The sequence below is a fragment of the Cellulomonas sp. NS3 genome (assembly GCF_024757985.1).
GTDB lineage: Bacteria > Actinomycetota > Actinomycetes > Actinomycetales > Cellulomonadaceae > Cellulomonas_A.
The window spans coordinates 2018097-2035370 of record NZ_CP103289.1 but is presented as its reverse complement, the minus strand read 5'-3'; the positions used below and the strand labels follow the sequence as shown (position 1 = coordinate 2035370).

Here is a 17274-nt window from a genome sequence, read left to right as displayed (position 1 = left end):
ACGCCCCGCGCCGGAAGCGTTCCGCGCGCCGTCACGGGCGCGTCGCCGTGGCGTGTCGGCGCACACCTCCCCGGGCACGCCGGCCGCAGGGCTGTCGGCGGGTGGTCGTCTCCTCCCGCGAGCGCCGGCCCGTGACCCGCTCGACGGCGGACGACGAGGGCGCCCGCCCCCCGGGAGGGGGACGGGCGCCCTGGTGCGCGCTCGACGGGTCAGGCGCGGAGCCGTGCCCCGAACTGCCGGTCCACCTCGGCGACGACCGCCTCGCGCACCGCGGCCGTCTCGTCCGCGGTCAGGGTGCGGTCAGCCGCGCGCAGACGCAGCGAGAACGCGAGCGACTTCTTGCCGTCCCCGACCTGCGGCCCGGTGTACACGTCGAACAGCCGCAGCTCCTCGAGGACGTCGCCCGCCGGGCTCGACACCGCACCGGCCCGGACCGCCGCCTGCACGTCGCCCGCGGGCACCTCGGCGTCGACCACGAGCGCGACGTCCTCCTTCGCGACCGGGAACGTCGAGACCTCGACGACCTGGACGGGCTCGGTCGGCGCCGCCGCGAGCAGCACGTCGAGGTCGACCTCGAACGCCGCGGCCCGCGACGGGAGCCCGAGCGCCGCGACGACCTTCGGGTGCAGCTCGCCCGCGTGCCCGGCCAGCGTCCCGTCCGCCGTCTCGAGGCGCGCGCACCGGCCCGGGTGCCACGGCGCGTGGTCCCCGTCCTGGCGCACCACGAGCTCGACCCCGAGCGTGCGCGCGACCAGCAGGGCGCCCGCGACCGCGTCGGAGTGGTCCGCACGCCGGCCCGGACCCCACCAGCCGGCGGGGTCGCGCTGCCCGGTCAGGACCCCGGCGAGACGCCGCGGCTGCGCCGGGACCGCGGCCCGGAGCGCCGTGAGGTCCGCGTCGGACGGCCGAACCCCGCCCGGCAGGCGCGGTGCCGGCTGCGCACCGGCGGCCGGGCGGGTCACGAGCCCGATCTCGAAGACCGCGAGGTCGGTCGTCCCGCGGCTCACGTTGCGGCGCGCCGTGTCGAGCAGCGTCGCGAGCAGGCTCGTGCGCATCTCGGGCTGCGAGTCGTCGAGCGGGTTGACGAGCCGGACCGCGCGGCGCCGGTCGTCGTCCGCCGGGAGGCCGAGCACGTCGTGCTGCTCGGGGGCGACGAACGGGTAGCTCAGCGTCTCGACCCAGCCCGCCCCGACGAGGGCGCCCGCGACCGCCCGGCGAGCGCGCTGACCGTCGGTCAGCCCTCGCCCGACGGGTGCGACGGGCAGCACGGACGGGATCTCGGAGTACCCGCGCAGGCGCGCGACCTCCTCGACCAGGTCGACCGGCACGGCCAGGTCCGGGCGCCAGCTCGGCACCCGCACGCGCACGCGGCCCGGCGCGTCGGCGTCGGTGACCTCGCAGCCGATCTCGGTGAGCGTCTCCCGCACCTGCTCGGGGGTGTACGCGACGCCGACGAGCCGCGACGGCAGGTCGAGGGCGAGCTCGACGACCGGCGGCTCGCTCGTGCGGTCCACGTCGGTGAGCTCGGCGTCGGGCGTCCCGCCGCCGTGCTCGACGAGCAGCTCGACGACCCGGGCGACCGCGACGCGCGCGAGCCGGGGGTCGACGCCGCGCTCGAAGCGCTTGGCCGCCTCGCTCGGGAGCTTGTGGCGCCGTGCCGTGCGAGCGACGCTGATCGCGTCGAAGTGCGCCGCCTCGACGAGCAGGTCGGTCGTCGACTCGCCGACCTCGGACTCCGCACCGCCCATCACGCCGGCCAGGCCCAGGATGTGGCTCGCGCGCGCACCCGCCGGGCTGTCCGTGACGAGCAGGTCCTCGGTGGACAGCACGCGGTCCTGGCCGTCGAGGGTGCGCAGCCGCTCACCCTCGCGGGCCCGCCGCACCACGACGGGCGCCGTGAGCTGCGCGAGGTCGTAGGCGTGCAGCGGCTGGCCGAGGTCCAGCATCACGTAGTTCGTCACGTCGACCGCGAGCGAGAGCGGCCGCATCCCGGCCTGGGTCAGCCGGCGCTGCATCCACGCAGGCGACGGGTCCGACGCGGCGACCCCGCGCACGACCTGCGCGACGAACCGGTCCGCGCCCGACACACCGTCGATCGGCGCGTCGTCGTCGAGCTCGACGGCGAAGCCCCCGCCCGCGGGCGCGTCCGGCACGGGCACCCCCGGGTCACGGAACGTCGCGCCGGTCGCGTGGGAGTACTCGCGGGCCACGCCGCGCATCGAGAAGCAGTAGCCGCGGTCCGGCGTCACGTTGATCTCGAGGACCTCCTCGCCGAGCCCCAGGAGCTCGCGCGCGTCGGTCCCCGGCTCGGCGTCGAGCCCGAGCCGCGAGATCACGATGATGCCGTCGTGGTCCTCGCCGAGCCCGAGCTCGCGCGCCGAGCAGATCATGCCGTCGGACACGTGCCCGTACGTCTTGCGCGCGGCGATCGGGAACGGCCCGGGCAGCACCGCGCCGGGCAGCGCGACGACGACGCGGTCGCCCACGTCGAAGTTGTGCGCCCCGCACACGATCCCGCGCGGCGAGCCGTCCTCCTCGTTGTGCGCGCCGACGTCGACACGGCACCAGTTGATCGTCTTGCCGTTCTTCTGCGGCTCCGGGGTGCGCTCGACGACCTCACCGACCACGAGCGGCCCCGTGACGGCGGCGGGGTGGATCGCCTCCTCCTCGAGGCCGACGCGGACGAGGTCCGCGGCGAGCTGCTCGGCCGTCGTGCCGGCCGGGAGGTCGACGTGCTCGGCGAGCCACGTCAGCGGGATGCGCGGCATCAGGCCACCCCTCCCAGCTGCGCGGAGAACCGCACGTCGCCCTCGACCATGTCGCGCATGTCGGCGATGCCGTGGCGCAGCATCAGCGCGCGCTCGACCCCGACCCCGAACGCGAACCCGGAGTACACGTCGGGGTCGATGCCCGCGGCGCGCAGCACGTTCGGGTTGACCATCCCGCACCCTCCCCACTCGATCCAGCCGGGTCCGCCCTTCTTCTGGGGGAACCACAGGTCCATCTCCGCGCTCGGCTCCGTGAACGGGAAGTACGCGGGCCGCAGGCGCGTGCGTGCCTCGGGACCGAAGACCGAGCGGGCGAAGTGGTCCAGCGTGCCCTTGAGGTGCGCCATCGTCAGGCCCTTGTCGACCGCGAGGCCCTCGACCTGGTGGAACACCGGCGTGTGCGTCGCGTCGAGCTCGTCGGTGCGGAACACCTTGCCCGGGCACGCGATGTACACGGGCAGCTCGCGCTCGAGCAGCGTGCGCGCCTGCACGGGCGAGGTGTGCGTGCGCAGCACGAGGCCCGACGCCTCCCCCGGCTCGGCACCCTCGACGAAGAACGTGTCCTGCATCTGGCGCGCCGGGTGGTCGACGCCGAAGTTGAGCGCGTCGAAGTTGAACCACTCGGCCTCGACCTCGGGGCCCTCCGCGATCTCCCAGCCCATCGCGACGAACATGTCCGCGATGCGCTCCTGGAGCGTCTCGAGCGGGTGCCGCGCGCCGGCGGTCCGGCGCTCGGCCGGCAGCGTCACGTCGACGCGCTCCTCGACGAGCACGCGGGCGTCGCGCTCGGCCTCGAGCTCGGTCTGGCGTGCGGCGAGCGCGGCGCCCAGCCGGCCGCGTGCGGAGCCGAGCAGCTTGCCGGCGACGGCCTTCTCCGCCGGGGCCAGCCGGCCGATCTCGCGGTTCGCGAGCGACAGGCGGCTGCGGTCGCCGACGTGCTCGAGCCGTGCGGCCTTGAGCTCGTCGAGGTCGGCGGCCTTCGCGAGCGCCGCGAGGGCGTCCGAGAGCGCCGCCTCGATGCCGTCGGCGTCGAGCGGGGACAGGGGTGAGGAGGACATGCGGACCTTCCAGGCGGGGAGGGTGCGGCCGGTCCGACGAGGGTCCCGGCCAGCTGGGCAGTCTAATGGCGCCCGTCCCGGGGACCGGCGGCTCGCTCGGCGAGCGCCGCAGGTCGCCCCCGCGGGGACGACTCGGTCACGTGCGCAGCGTCAGCGGCGCGGCCCGGGAACGGGCCCGGGAAATCGGCGACCACGGGTCACCGGCGCGTCACGTCGCGAGACTGGCATGGGCACCATGCTGCCACAGGGCCCGGTCGTGCAGCGGGACGACGAGCTCCTCACGCGCCGCCGAGCCGCCACGAGTCCACCGGCGTGTACAGCGGACCGCCGCCCCGCCCCGCACCCGGCTCCGACTCGACGAGCAGCAGCTCCTCGACCGTCCACACGGGGCCCTCGTACACGGCGAGCGCGCGCACGAGCGCGTCGACCGGCGCGCTCGGCGGCTCGTCGTCGGGCCGGCGTCGCGAGCGTCGCGTGGGCCGGGCCGACGGGCTGACCCGACCGACCGTGAGGTGGGGGCGCGAACGGACACGCTCGTCGGGACGGGTCCCCGCCTCCGCGCCCGCCTCGGCCGACCGGGCGCTCAGCCGGTTCATCGCCTCGACCTCGCCGCTCGCCCCGACCCACAGCGTGCGGTGCGAGAACACCCCGGCCCCACGCAGCCGCAGCTCGAACGGCTCCGCCTCGTCCGCGACGCGCGCGAGGCCGCGCGCCAGGTCCTCGGACACCCCGGCGGGGACCTCGCCGTAGAACGCGACCGTCAGGTGACGGTTCTCCTCCGCGGTCCAGCGCACGGGGGACGTCCGGTCGTCGGCCACGGCGCCCGCGCGTACGACGCGCAGCGCGAGGTCGAGGTGGTCGAGCACGTCAGCGGGGGGCCGCACGGCGGCGAAGAGGCGCACCGCACCAGGGTCTCAGGAGCACACGTGCGCCCGGCACCGCGGTCCGCGCCGGCCCTCCGGGTCCGCGCGCGGAGCCGGCCGTCCCGTCAGCGCTGTGCGCGCGAGCTCGCGTACAGGCACACCGTGGCGGCGGTCGCGAGGTTGAGCGACTCGGCACGCCCGCGGATCGGGACCCGTACGACCGCGTCGGCCAGCGCCCGGTCCGCGTCCGGGAGGCCCCACGCCTCGTTGCCGAAGACCCACGCGGTCGGGAGTGCCAGGTCGGGCGCCGCACCGGTGCCGGGCGTCCGGGTGCCGCCCGCTGCGCCGGTCGAGCCGCCGCGCCCCGCGACGTCGAGCAGGTCGTCGAGGTCGTGCTCCCCCGCCCCGTCCGCCGCGAGGACGGCGAGCCCGCCCCGGCGCAGCGCCGCGACGGCGTCGGCCAGGGTCACCCCCGTGACGACGGGCAGGTGGAACAGCGAGCCCGCGGTCGAGCGGACCACCTTCGGGTTGTGCACGTCGACGCTCTCGGCCGTGAGCACGACCGCGTCGGCGCCCGCGGCGTCGGCGGCGCGGACGACGGCGCCCGCGTTCCCCGGGTCCCGCACGCGCGACAGGACGGCGACGAGCCGCGGCGAGCCGGCCAGGACCTCGGCGAGCGCCACGTCGTGGGGCTCCGCGACGGCCAGCACGTGCTGGGCGTCCGGGCTCATCGCGTCGAGCACCGCGGGCGTCGCGAGGTGCGTCCGCACTCCCGCGGCACGGGCGGCCGCCACGATCTCGTCGTACCGGTCCGCCGCGGCCTCGGTCAGGTAGAGGTCCCGCACCCGGGGTGCCTCCTCGCGCACGAGCTCCCGCACGGACTGGGGACCCTCGACGAGGAACTGCCCGTGACGCACGCGCGCGGACCGCCCGGCGAGCGCGCGGACGGCCTTGACGCGGTCCGCGCGGGGGTTGTCGAGCAGCGGGCGCCCGCGGCCGGGCGCGGCGGGGTCGGGGCTCGTGGCGCTCATGGCGTCATCCTCTCGCGCCGCCGGGTGCGGCTCGGGCGTGCGGGGTCTCGTCGGCGGGCTCGCGCGGTCCGGGTCCCGCGGGCCGGGTCAGGCGGGCACGGTCCGCTGTCGCGGCCGGCGACCTCGGGCCCACGCACGACGACGCCCCCGTGGTCACGTGGACCACGGGGGCGTCGTGCGTGTGCGAACGGGCGTCAGGCCGCCGAGGCGGGGGCGTTGACGTCGGCCGGGAGGGCCGCCTTCGCGACCTGGACGAGCGCCGCGAACGCCGGGGCGTCGCTGACGGCGAGCTCGGCGAGGACGCGACGGTCGACCTCGACACCCGCGAGCTTGAGGCCCTGGATGAGGCGGTTGTACGTCATGCCCTGCTCGCGAGCCGCCGCGTTGATGCGCTGGATCCACAGCTTGCGGAAGTCGCCCTTGCGCGCCTTGCGGTCGCGGTAGGCGTAGACGAGGGAGTGGGTGACCTGCTCCTTCGCCTTGCGGTACAGGCGCGAACGCTGGCCGCGGTAGCCGCTGGCGCGCTCGAGGGTAGTGCGGCGCTTCTTCTGGGCGTTGACCGCCCGCTTCACGCGTGCCACGTGATGCTCCTTGCGTTTCGGGGCTCACAGGTGAGTCCGGGGCGCTCACGCGCCCCCGGGCTCACTTGCCGAGCAGCTTCTTGATCTTCGGGGTGTCAGCGGCGGAGACGACGACGTCACCGGCGATGCGGCGCGTACGGCGGCTCGACTTGTGCTCGAGCAGGTGGCGCCCGCCTGCCTGCTCGCGCATGACCTTGCCGCTGCCGGTGATCCGGAAGCGCTTCTTGGCACCGGAGTGCGTCTTGTTCTTCGGCATGGCTGCCGCTCTCTCCTTGAGGTCGCATCGCGCGGGGCCGCGCGACTCGTTCGTGCGGGGGTCCTGGTGAGGATCCCCGTGGGGAAGTCAGGCCTTGGCGTCCTCGCTGCTCGACGAGGGCGCCGGGCGCGGGGCCGGCTTCACACCGCTCGGGGCCGGTCGCGGGACCGGCTTGGGCAGCGCCGACGGCTTCGGCGCGGCGACGGGCTTGGCCGCTGCGGGACGCGGGGCCGGTGCTGCAGCCGGTGCCGATGCCGCTGCCGGTGCGGCCGCGGGACGCGGCGCCGAGGCGGACGACGGCCGGCTGGCCGGCGCGGCGCTCCCGGTGGGACGCGCCGACGACGCGGGACGACCGGCACCCGAGGACGCCGGGCGCGCACCCGAGCTCGCGGGACGCGGGGCCGAGGCGGCGGGACGCGAGGCGGGTGCGGGCGGCCGCGGAGCCGCGGGGCGCGACGGAGCCGGCGCGGACGCCACCGGTGCGGGCGCGGCAGCCGGGGCCGACGCAGGAGCCGGACCGTCGGCCGGAGCGGTCGAGGCAGCGACGGGCGTGGCGACCGCAGCGGCAGGCTGGGCCTGCGCCGCGGGAGCGGCGGCGGTCGCGGCTGCTGCGTCGACGTCGAACTCGATCGTCTCGGCCTGCTCGCGCGGCGGACGCGTCTTCTCGACCCGGCGCTGCTCCTGCTTCTGCTCGGCCTTCTTCTTGGTCGGCCCGAGCACCATGATCATGTTGCGGCCGTCCTGCTTCGGCGAGCTCTCGACGAAGCCGAGCTCGGCGACGTCGGCCGCGAGCCGCTGCAGCAGGCGGATGCCCATCTCCGGGCGCGACTGCTCGCGGCCACGGAACATGATCATGACCTTGACCTTGTCGCCGGCCGAGAGGAAGCGCTCGACGTGGCCCTTCTTGGTGCCGTAGTCGTGCGGGTCGATCTTCAGCCGGAAACGGATCTCCTTGAGGACCGTGTTCGTCTGGTTGCGCCGGGCCTCGCGGGCCTTCATGTCTGCTTCGTACTTGAACTTGCCGTAGTCCATGATCTTGCAGACGGGCGGGCGGGCGTCCGGGGCGACCTCGACGAGGTCGAGGTCGGCGTCCTGGGCCAGGCGCAGTGCGTCCTCCACGCGGACGATGCCGACCTGCTCGCCGTTGGGGCCGACCAGGCGGACCTCGGCGACGCGGATCCGATCGTTGATGCGGGGCTCGCTGATGTGGTGCTCCTTGAACTCGTCGTGGGACCCCGGGAACGAGGAAGGCCCCCGTCCTGGGTACAGGTGGGGGCCTCACGAGTCCGAGCAGGTGCTGCGCCGACGGGCGGCACGACACCGGGCGTGCGCCGCGGGAACGCGACGCACCCCTCGGACCGGACCCGGCCTCTGTCGTCGCGCCCTGTGCAGGTCGCGAGCGGTCGACGCTCGGGTGGGATCAGCTCCACTTGTACACCGCACCCCGTCGCCCGTCTCCGGGCAGCAGGACGCGGCTGGTCGTCGTCAAGGCTACCACGGACGCGGGATCTGCGGGAATGTCCGCCCTGAGGTCCCCGCGCGGCACCCCGGGGTCGTCCACGCTCGAGCGCAGCCCCACCTTACTTGAACGATTCCAGAAAAGGTGGCAACGTGCTGGTCATGGACCTCTCCGCCGCCCTGCGTGAGCGCGGCCTGCGCGTCACGGAGCCGCGGCTCGCCGTGTTCGACGTGGTCGGCGCGCACCCGCACGCCGACGCCGACACCGTCCTGAGCGAGGTCCGTCGCACGCTGCCCACCGTCTCCGTCCAGGCGGTCTACGACGTGCTGCGCGCGCTCACCGACGCCGGCCTGCTCCGCCGCATCGAGCCCGCCGGCCACCCCGCGCGCTACGAGCGTCGCGTCGGCGACAACCACCACCACGTCGCGTGCCGCGGCTGCGGCGCGCTCGACGACGTGGACTGCGCCGTCGGCCACGCCCCCTGCCTGGTCCCCAGCTCCACGTCCGGGTTCACGATCGAGAGCGCCGAGGTCACGTACTGGGGCCTGTGCCCCGACTGCCGCGCCGCCGGAACCACCTGACGCCCACGCCGAGGCACCCGCCCGGCCCCTCGACCCTCCCCCAGCTCCGCCGGCTCCGCCGCCGCGCGGCACACCCCCGGCCGGCCCTGCCCGGTCTCGTGAAAGGAACCACCGTGTCCCAGGTCCCGTACACCACGACGAACGCCGGCGCGCCGGTCGCGTCGGACGCGCACTCGCAGTCCGTCGGCGCCGACGGCCCCATCGCGCTCCACGACCACTACCTCGTCGAGAAGCTCGCGCAGTTCAACCGCGAGAAGGTCCCCGAGCGCATCGTGCACGCCAAGGGCGGCGGAGCCTTCGGCACGTTCACCACGACGCACGACGTGAGCGCGTACACGCGGGCCGCGCTGTTCCAGAAGGGCGCCACGACCGAGACGCTGCTGCGCTTCTCGACGGTCGCCGGCGAGCAGGGCTCCCCCGACACGTGGCGCGACCCCCGCGGCTTCGCGCTGAAGTTCTACACGACCGAGGGCAACTACGACCTCGTCGGCAACAACACCCCCGTCTTCTTCATCCGCGACGGCATCAAGTTCCCCGACTTCATCCACTCGCAGAAGCGCCTGCCGGGCAGCCACCTGCGCGACAACGACATGCAGTGGGACTTCTGGTCGCTCTCGCCCGAGTCGGCGCACCAGGTCACCTGGCTCATGGGCGACCGCGGGATCCCGGCGTCGTGGCGGCACATGGACGGGTTCGGCTCGCACACGTACCAGTGGATCAACGCCGCGGGCGAGCGGTTCTGGGTCAAGTACCACTTCAAGACGAACCAGGGCATCCGCAACTTCACGCCCGACGAGGCCGCGCAGCTCGCCGGCTCGGACGCGGACCACCACATCCGCGACCTGTACGAGGCCATCGAGGGCGGCGACTTCCCGTCGTGGACGCTCTCGGTCCAGGTCATGCCGTACGCCGACGCCGCCGAGTACCGGTTCAACCCGTTCGACCTGACGAAGGTGTGGCCGCACGCGGACTACCCGCTCATCGAGGTCGGCCAGCTCGAGCTGAACCGCAACCCCGAGAACTACTTCGCGCAGATCGAGCAGGCGACGTTCGCGCCGAGCAACTTCGTCCCCGGCATCGCGGCGAGCCCCGACAAGATGCTGCTCGCGCGGATCTTCTCCTACGCGGACGCCCACCGGTACCGCGTCGGCACGAACCACGCGCAGCTGCCGGTCAACGCCCCGCACGCCGCCCCGGTGTACTCGTACTCGAAGGACGGCGCCGCGCGGTACGCGTTCAACGCCCCGAGCGTCCCGGTCTACGCGCCGAACTCGGTCGGCGGAGCCGCGGCGGACCCGGCGCGCGCCGCCGAGTCGCCCGGCTGGGAGTCCGACGGCGCGCTGCAGCGCTCTGCGGCGACGCTGCACCCCGAGGACGACGACTTCGGGCAGGCCGGCACGCTCTACCGCGAGGTGTTCGACGACGCTGCACGTGCCCGGTTCCTCGAGACGATCACCGGCCACGTCGGCGCGGTGAAGAGCGAGGAGATCCGCGAGCGCGCGATCGGCTACTGGACGAGCGTCGACGCGGGCCTCGGCGCCGCGCTGCGTGCCGCCCTGGCCGGGACGGCGCCCTTCGAGACGGGCGAGCCGGCGACGGCGAGCGTCCCGGTCGCCTGACGCACGAGCACGACGGTCCGACGGGACCGGCAGCAGGGCCCGCACCTCTCGGTGCGGGCCCTGTCCGCGTTCCGGGGCGGACGGGGCGCCGAGGTGCGCGCGGACGTGCGCGGCGGGCGGTGAGAGGATCGGGGCATGTCCGAGCACAGCGCGAGCACGAGCCCCGTCGACCCCCGCACCCCCGAGACGGAGGCCGTGCGCGACATCGCCGACGTGGCCGCGGTCGAGGTCATCACGACCGCGGCGGTGCACCTCATGAGCGCCGCGGCGGTGAAGTGCGGCCTGAGCCCGGACACCGAGGACGCGCGCGGCGAGGACCACCTCGACCTCGACGAGGCCCGCAAGCTCATCACCGCGCTCGCCGCACTCGTCACGGCCTCCGCGCCCGACCTCGGCAACCAGCACGCCCGCTCGCTCCGCGACGGACTGCGGTCGCTGCAGCTCGCGTTCCGCGAGGCGTCGCCGTTCCCGGACGCGCCCGGCGAGGGCCCAGGCGAGAAGCTGACCGGCTCGGTCGTCTGACGCAGGGGCGGGCGGCCGGCTCGGGCGCCCGCCGCCCGGCGAGAAGCCGGGCGCGTCGCTGAGCGGCTCGTCGTCCGACGCGCCCGCGGCGCAGGGGCGCTCCCCCGACCGGCGTCGTCCGTCGGCACCTCAGCCGCGCGCGTCGACCGGGAGGTGCGTTCCGTCCGCGTCGTGCGCCTGCTCGCGCTCGACCGGGGACGCCGACCGGAGCGAACGGTCGCGGGCGAGCCGGAGCACGACGAGCCCACCTCCGGCGAGCACCACGCCGATCGCGCTCGCCGTCAGGAAGCCGGCCCCCGGGCCGTGCCGGTCGATGAACCAGCCGCACAGGGGTGCGCCGACCGCGGCACCGAGCGTCATCGCGGTGCCCTGCCAGCCCATGACCTCGCCGCGGCGCTCCTCGGGCGCGAGCCGGACGAGCGCCGCCGTGATCGAGGAGAGGGCGGGCGCACAGGGGACACCGGCGAGCACGACCGCGACCGCGAGCAGCAGCGGCGTCCCGGCCGCCGCGGCTGGCAGCGTCAGGAGCGCGAGCACCAGCACGAGCACGAGCGGGTGCACCGCACGCCGGCCCGCGCCGTAGACGAGGCCGCCGACGACCGAGCCGCCGGCCCAGAGCGCGATGACCCACCCGACCGACGACTCACGTCCCCAACCCTCGAGCGCCGCGACGATGGACACGTCCGTCGCGTTCAGGACGAACGACACCGCGACCGCGGCCGCCAGGACCACGAGGAGCGCCGGGGTCACAACACGGAACGTCGACGGACCGGGCACCGCGGCGGCAGGGACCGGGGTCGCGAGCGGGACGACGCCCTCGGCGTCCGGGCCCGCCGGCTGCGCCGCGGACGACCGGGCGTGCACCTGCGACGTGCGCGTCGGCGGGTCGAACCAGATCAGCAGCGCCCCGGCGGCGACGGTCGAGACACCGACCGAGACGAGCGCGACCGTCGTCGAGACCTGGGTCGCGACGAGCACGCCGACCACCGGCGCCAGCATGAAGGTCAGCTCGGTGCCGACCGAGTCGAGCGCGTAGCCCGTGCGCTGCTGGACCGGCGGCACGAGCACACCCAGCGACTGCCGCACGACCGAGAACACCGGGACGAGGAACAGCCCGGCGACGAAGGCGGCGACCACGAGCGCCTCGTACCCGAGGAACGGCGCCACCACCCACACCGCCGACTCGACGACGACGGACGGGACGAGGGCGCGCCGCAGCCCGAGCGTGTCGACGCGACGCCCGCGCCACGGGGCGCCGATCGCGGAGCCGATCGTCACCGCGGCGACCACGACGCCCGCCTGGCCGTACCCCTTGTCGAGCGTCAGGACGACGTGCAGCGTGACGACGACGCCCGAGGCGGCGTGCGGCACACGCGCGACGAGCGCGACGAGCACCAGGCGGAGGACGCCGGGCAGGCGCAGCAGGTCGACGTACGGCGAGAGGGACACGGACGCCATTGTCTCCCGGCCTCCCGACGCCGAGCACGGACATATCCGGAGCGCCGACGTGACGTGCGCCGCGTGCGGTGGCTGCTCGGCGGCGCGACCGCTGCCGGGGCGGGCCCACCGGTCGTTCGCGGACGGAGCACCGCGGGCGCGACGTCCCGCCCGACCGGTGGCGTCCGGGGCACCAGTCCGGCTCACCACGGACGGACGACGGGCTCCACCGGGTCCCGCTCTATCCTGGGACGGTGACCCGTGAGCCGGAGACCGACGACGGCACCGCCACGCCTGCCGCCCGAGGCCTGCCCGACGACCTCGACCTCCTCGCCGAACCCCTCCGCACCCCCGTGCGGGAGCGGGACGGGAGGGCCGAGGCCGTCCCTCCGCCGGGCACGGCCGTCACCGCGAGCCGGCACGAGCCGGGCGCCGGAACCAGCACCGGGCGCACGGTCGGCGAGGCGTCGGACCGGGGCGTCCGGGAGCCCAGGCCCCCCGCCGTCACGGACGGCGGCGTGCAGACCGACCGGGCCCCCTCGCGGGGCGACGCGCCCACGGGCGGCGAGACCCTGACGACCCGGGCCGGCGGGCCCTCGACGCCGCAGGGCCGGACCGGCGAGACCGCGGCGGATGCGCACCCGGGCGCCGCCGCCCCGACGGACCGGGCCCCGGGCGTCGCCGGGCCGACCGTCGGCGCCACCGGTGCCGACCGACCCGCACCCGAGGTGGGCGTCGACCGGCGCCAGAACCCGCCAGGGGGCACAGCGACACCGCACCCGGACGCCGCCGCGACCCGCGTCCTGCCGCCCGTGAGCACCGCGCCGGCGCCCGGGCCGGACGACCGCCCGGGCACGCCCGCGCCGGTGCACCACGGCGGTGGCAGCCACGCCGGCGCGCGCCCGGGCGCGTGGACGCCGCCGCCGCACGTCGCACCCGAGGTGGTGCCGGCCCGGCACCGCCGCCAGCCGTGGGCGGTCATCGTGCTCGCGATGCTGTTCGCCCTGACGCTCGCGCTCGCGACGTACCTCGTCGTGCTCACGCGTGCCCACGAGGAGCGGGCTGCGGAGTGGGAGCAGGTCGCCCGCACCACCGGCACCGAGCTCGCGCAGCAGCGCGTCGAGCTCGACGGGGCGATCGCCGAGCTCGAGGCGGTGCGCGCACAGCTCCAGACCGCGCAGGCGCGGATCACCGAGCTCGCCGACGAGAAGGCGCAGATCGGCGACGAGCGCGAGGCGCAGCGACAGCTCGTCGACTACCAGGCGCGCGTCTCGGACGCCGCCGGCAAGGTCGCGGGCGCGCTCGACGTGTGCGTCGACGGGCAGTACCAGCTCATCAGCTACCTCGAGAACGCCGCCGCGTACGACGCGGCGGACCTCGCGCGGTTCCGCACCGACGTGCAGCAGGTGTGCGGTGCGGCGCGTGACGCCAACGCCGCGCTGCAGCTCGAGCTCGAGCGATGACCCGGGCGCGGGCCCGGTCCGGCACCGTGCTGACGGCCGCCGCGTGCGTCGTCCTCGCGGGCTGCGGCGTCGTCCCGGCGATGCCGGAGCCGATGCCGACCGACGTCGTGCCGTCGACGGTCACGGCACCGACCCCCGCGCAGACCGGCAACCTGTCCCCCGACGGGTTCGACGCCGCCCAGCGCATGGCGGTGCGCATCCGGAACATCGGGTGCTCGGCGCTGTCCACCGGCTCGGGCTTCGCCATCGACGAGACGACCCTCATCACGAACCGGCACGTCGTCGCCGACTCCGCGGACCTGCACCTGAGCACGTACGACGGGCGGGACATCGCCGTGACCGCCGCGCAGACCGCCGCGCTCGCCGACCTCGCGGTGGTCCGCACGGCCGAGCCGCTGCCCGCCGCACCGGTGCTCGCGGACGCCGACCCCGCGCCGGGCGACGCGGTGAGCGTCGTCGGGTACCCCAAGGGCGGGCAGCTCACGGTGACGAGCGGCCACGTCATCGGCTCGACGACCGACCCGCTCAACGAGAACCTCGGCGAGGTGCTCGTGACGGACGCGCCCGTGGAGCCGGGCAGCTCGGGGTCGGCGGCGCTCGACTCCGAGGGCCGGGTCATCGGTGTCGTGTACGCCAAGAACACGACCGGTCAGAGCTTCGTCGTGCCCGTGAGCACCCTGCGCGCCCTGCTCGCCGACACGACGGCCTTCGCTCCCGCGACGTCCTGCACGTCGCCCTGAGCGACCGGCCACGGGGCCCGTCGGGCCGGCGACCCGGTCCTCGGGCGCCCCGGGCCGTTGTAGGGGCACGTCCCGCGCTGCCACAGTGGGTCGACCGACGAGCCCGGGAGGAACCGTGTCCGCGACCCCGCACCCAGAGCGTCCCGAGCAGGCCGTCGACCCCGAGCCGACGCACGCGCGCACGCGCTTCGACCCCGCAGCCCTGACCCGCGCGGCCGGCGACACCTGGACCGTGCGGCGGGTCTTCGGTGACGCGTACGAGCGCGGCGGCACGACCGTCATCCCGGTCGCGAGGGTGCACGGCGCGGTCATGACCGGCTCGGGCACCGGCGAGGTCGGTGCGGGCGGCGGGACGAGCAGCGGCGAGGGCGGCGGCTCCGGCGGCGGCGGCGGGTACGCGACGCGCGTGCGCGCGGTGGGCGTCTACGTGGTCGACGACGACGGCGTGCACTGGCGCCCGGCGCTCGACCTCAACCGCGTGATCCTGGGCGGGCAGCTCGTCGGTGCGGTGGTGCTCAGCGCGTTCTCCCTCGCCTGGGCGCTGCGCCGCCGGCGGTGAGCCGAGCGGTCGGCGACGTCGGGTCGCCGGTCAGCCCGCGAGCAGCCGCAGCTCGAGCGAGTCGACGCGCAGGGTGACGGTCTCGTCGGCCGCGAGCGCCGCGTTGACCCGGGCGAGGACGCCATCCAGGCGCGCGCGGTCGAGGCCGGGCACGAGGCGCAGCAGCACCGCGACCTCGGCGCGGCGGCCGGGCCGGGCGTCGAGCCCGAGGACCTCGGGCACGGCTCCGAGCGCACCCTGCAGCGCGGCGCGGACGTCGGGGTCCACCTCGCCCTCGTCGGTCGCACCCGCGAGGGCCGGCGCGGCAGCCCTGGACGGACCGGCGGGCTCCGCCCCGGGCACGCGCCGGACCGCGGGGACCCAGTCGCGCTGCTGCGCGAGCGCCCACACGGCCGGCCGGGGCACGAGCACCGTGACCGGGCCACCGGGGTCGAGCACGAGCAGCTCCCACCGCTCCTCGACGGCGGAGAGCGCCGCGCGTGCGACGTCGGTCGGCACGGGCCGCGCGTCGGGCCGCCACGCCTGCATCGCCGTGACCGACGAGAAGACGGGCAGCGCCGTGCGGCCGTCGGGCGCCTGGAGCGCGACGATCCCGGCGGACGCCTCCTTGTCGACGGTGTGCTCGTGCCCGCCGTGCTCGACGACGTCCGCGGCCTCGAGCTCCGCGAGGACCGGGACGAGCACCCGCGTCCCGGCGAGCGCCGCCACCACGCCCGCGAGCGAGCCGCGTGCGGTGCCGAGCGCCCGCAGCGCGTCCGCGAGCCGCGGGTCGCAGCCGCCGTCGTCCCCCGCGAACGCGGACGTCGGCGGCAGCTCGCGCGGAGCGGTCACGGCCGTCCGGCGACGTCGAGCGCCTCGGGCAGCGTGAACGCCCGGGCGTAGAGCGCCTTGCCGACGATCGCCCCCTCGACACCGACCGGGACGAGGGCCCGCAGCGCCTCGAGGTCGGCGAGGCTCGAGATGCCGCCCGACGCCACGACCGGGGCGCTCGTGCGCGCGCACACCTCGCGCAGCAGGTCGAGGTTGGGGCCGCGCAGGGTGCCGTCCTTCGTCACGTCGGTCACGACGTAGCGCGCGCAGCCGGCCGCGTCGAGCCGCGCGAGGACCTCCCAGAGGTCGCCGCCCTCCTGCGTCCAGCCGCGCGCGGCGAGCGTTGTCCCGCGCACGTCGAGGCCGACCGCGATCGCCGCACCGTGGCTCGCGATGACCTGGGCGGTCCACTCGGGGTCCTCGAGCGCCGCGGTGCCGAGGTTGACGCGCGTCGCTCCCGTGCCGAGCGCGCGCTCGAGCGACGCGTCGTCCCGGATGCCCCCCGAGAGCTCGACCTTGACGCCCTTCGCGGACAGGTCCGCGGTGACGTCGGCCAGCAACGGCGCGTTCGACCCGCGCCCGAAGGCGGCGTCGAGGTCGACGAGGTGGATCCACTCGGCCCCGCCCGCGTGCCAGTCGAGCGCCGCGGCGAGCGGGTCGCCGTAGCCGGTCTCGGAGCCGGCCTCGCCCTGGACGAGGCGCACGGCCTGCCCGTCGGCGACGTCGACGGCGGGCAGCAGCTCGAGGCGGTCGGTCATGGCGGTCCTCTCGTGGGTGCCGTGCGGCACCTGCTCGGGTGGGTGGCCGGGCGCGCCCGGCCCACGTGCCCCGGTCCTCGGGGCGCGGACGATCAGCGCAGGGAGTCGACCCAGTTGGTCAGGAGCTGGGCACCCGCGTCACCCGACTTCTCGGGGTGGAACTGGGTCGCGGAGAGCGGGCCGTTCTCGACGGCGGCGACGAAACGGTCGCCGTGCTCGGCCCACGTGACGCGCGGCGGCGCGAGCCGCTCCTCCGGGGAGCCCTCGGTGAGCGGGAACGTGCGCGCCGCGTAGGAGTGCACGAAGTAGAAGCGCTCGTCCTCGAGGCCCGCGAACAGCGTCGTGCCCTCGGGGGCGTCGACCGTCGCCCAGCCCATGTGCGGGACGACGTCGGCCTCGAGGCGGTCCACGAGGCCCGGCCACTCGCCGAGGCCGTCGGTCCGCACGCCGTGCTCGTCGCCCGCCTCGAACATGACCTGCATGCCGACGCAGATGCCGAGCACCGGCCGGCCCCCGGCGAGCCGGCGGTCGACGATCTGGTCGCCGCGCACGTCACGCAGGCCGGCCATGACCGCGGCGAACGCGCCGACCCCGGGGACGACGAGGCCGTCCGCCTCCGCGGCGGCGTGCGGGTCCGCCGTCAGCTCGACGTGCGCGCCGACGCGTTCGAGGGCGCGGACGGCGGATCGGACGTTGCCGAAGCCGTAGTCGAGGACGACGACGCGGGGCTGGCTGGACACCCCCTCAGGTTACCGGGGTGCGCCGCAGG

The 17274-nt window shown here is 75.9% G+C and carries 17 protein-coding genes; 6 read left to right on the top strand and 11 right to left on the bottom strand.

Translation table 11 applies throughout. The annotated features are described in order from the left end of the window. Positions 1-209: 209 nt before the first annotated feature. From pheT to infC, 7 genes are all read right to left on the bottom strand, one after another. Positions 210-2768 (bottom strand): phenylalanine--tRNA ligase subunit beta, encoded by a 2559-nt coding sequence (gene pheT, locus NXY84_RS09325; protein ID WP_258726802.1) that lies wholly within the window; start codon positions 2766-2768, stop codon positions 210-212. Further along, positions 2768-3826, bottom strand: a complete 1059-nt coding sequence (gene pheS / locus NXY84_RS09320) for a phenylalanine--tRNA ligase subunit alpha (protein ID WP_258726801.1) — start codon at positions 3824-3826, stop codon at positions 2768-2770. Before pheS ends, pheT begins: the two co-directional genes overlap by 1 nt. A 278-nt stretch (positions 3827-4104) precedes the next feature. After that, the gene (gene thpR / locus NXY84_RS09315) at positions 4105-4728 is read right to left on the bottom strand and encodes an RNA 2',3'-cyclic phosphodiesterase (protein WP_258726800.1); all 624 of its coding nucleotides are present in this window, start codon (positions 4726-4728) and stop codon (positions 4105-4107) included. A gap of 86 nt (positions 4729-4814) precedes the next feature. Continuing rightward, positions 4815-5720, bottom strand: coding sequence for a TrmH family RNA methyltransferase (locus tag NXY84_RS09310; protein WP_258726799.1), 906 nt, complete (start codon positions 5718-5720; stop codon positions 4815-4817). 194 nt (positions 5721-5914) lie between these two features. Then, positions 5915-6301 carry a 50S ribosomal protein L20 gene (gene rplT, locus NXY84_RS09305; protein WP_141372336.1) on the bottom strand — a complete coding sequence of 129 codons (387 nt, stop codon included), beginning with the start codon at positions 6299-6301 and terminating at the stop codon, positions 5915-5917. 61 nt (positions 6302-6362) lie between these two features. Further along, on the bottom strand, positions 6363-6557 hold the full coding sequence (rpmI, locus tag NXY84_RS09300) for a 50S ribosomal protein L35 (protein WP_141372337.1): 195 nt from the start codon (positions 6555-6557) through the stop codon (positions 6363-6365). An 87-nt stretch (positions 6558-6644) separates the two neighbouring features. Beyond that, positions 6645-7736: a translation initiation factor IF-3 gene (gene infC / locus NXY84_RS09295; RefSeq protein WP_396126394.1), complete on the bottom strand. Its 1092-nt coding sequence runs from the start codon at positions 7734-7736 to the stop codon at positions 6645-6647. Between the two features lie 441 nt (positions 7737-8177). Between infC and NXY84_RS09290 the strand changes: the two genes are divergently transcribed. From NXY84_RS09290 to NXY84_RS09280, 3 genes are all read left to right on the top strand, one after another. Further along, positions 8178-8597, top strand: a complete 420-nt coding sequence (locus NXY84_RS09290) for a Fur family transcriptional regulator (RefSeq protein WP_258727165.1) — start codon at positions 8178-8180, stop codon at positions 8595-8597. A 113-nt stretch (positions 8598-8710) separates the two neighbouring features. Then, positions 8711-10216 carry a catalase gene (locus NXY84_RS09285; RefSeq protein WP_258726798.1) on the top strand — a complete coding sequence of 502 codons (1506 nt, stop codon included), beginning with the start codon at positions 8711-8713 and terminating at the stop codon, positions 10214-10216. A gap of 135 nt (positions 10217-10351) precedes the next feature. Next, the gene (locus NXY84_RS09280; protein ID WP_258726797.1) at positions 10352-10738 is read left to right on the top strand and encodes a DUF1844 domain-containing protein; all 387 of its coding nucleotides are present in this window, start codon (positions 10352-10354) and stop codon (positions 10736-10738) included. 129 nt (positions 10739-10867) lie between these two features. Here NXY84_RS09280 and NXY84_RS09275 read toward each other — a convergent pair whose 3' ends face one another. Then, positions 10868-12196 (bottom strand): MFS transporter, encoded by a 1329-nt coding sequence (locus NXY84_RS09275; RefSeq protein WP_258726796.1) that lies wholly within the window; start codon positions 12194-12196, stop codon positions 10868-10870. Positions 12197-12429: 233 nt separating this feature from the next. Between NXY84_RS09275 and NXY84_RS09270 the strand changes: the two genes are divergently transcribed. The 3 genes from NXY84_RS09270 to NXY84_RS09260 all read left to right on the top strand — a co-directional run bounded on the left by NXY84_RS09270 (position 12430) and on the right by NXY84_RS09260 (position 14937). Continuing rightward, positions 12430-13638 carry a hypothetical protein gene (locus NXY84_RS09270; protein ID WP_258726795.1) on the top strand — a complete coding sequence of 403 codons (1209 nt, stop codon included), beginning with the start codon at positions 12430-12432 and terminating at the stop codon, positions 13636-13638. Continuing rightward, the gene (locus tag NXY84_RS09265; protein ID WP_258726794.1) at positions 13635-14378 is read left to right on the top strand and encodes a S1C family serine protease; all 744 of its coding nucleotides are present in this window, start codon (positions 13635-13637) and stop codon (positions 14376-14378) included. The genes NXY84_RS09270 and NXY84_RS09265 overlap by 4 nt, the downstream gene beginning before the upstream one ends. A gap of 115 nt (positions 14379-14493) precedes the next feature. Next, positions 14494-14937, top strand: coding sequence for a spore germination protein GerW family protein (locus tag NXY84_RS09260; RefSeq protein WP_258726793.1), 444 nt, complete (start codon positions 14494-14496; stop codon positions 14935-14937). Positions 14938-14967: 30 nt separating this feature from the next. Here NXY84_RS09260 and NXY84_RS09255 read toward each other — a convergent pair whose 3' ends face one another. The 3 genes from NXY84_RS09255 to hisH all read right to left on the bottom strand — a co-directional run bounded on the left by NXY84_RS09255 (position 14968) and on the right by hisH (position 17245). Continuing rightward, positions 14968-15768 carry an SseB family protein gene (locus NXY84_RS09255; protein WP_258726792.1) on the bottom strand — a complete coding sequence of 267 codons (801 nt, stop codon included), beginning with the start codon at positions 15766-15768 and terminating at the stop codon, positions 14968-14970. Then, complete coding sequence (priA, locus tag NXY84_RS09250) at positions 15765-16505, bottom strand: bifunctional 1-(5-phosphoribosyl)-5-((5-phosphoribosylamino)methylideneamino)imidazole-4-carboxamide isomerase/phosphoribosylanthranilate isomerase PriA (protein WP_258726791.1); 741 nt, start codon at positions 16503-16505, stop codon at positions 15765-15767. The genes NXY84_RS09255 and priA overlap by 4 nt, the downstream gene beginning before the upstream one ends. Before the next feature lie 92 nt (positions 16506-16597). Next, positions 16598-17245, bottom strand: a complete 648-nt coding sequence (hisH, locus tag NXY84_RS09245; RefSeq protein ID WP_258726790.1) for an imidazole glycerol phosphate synthase subunit HisH — start codon at positions 17243-17245, stop codon at positions 16598-16600. Positions 17246-17274 lie beyond the last annotated feature (29 nt).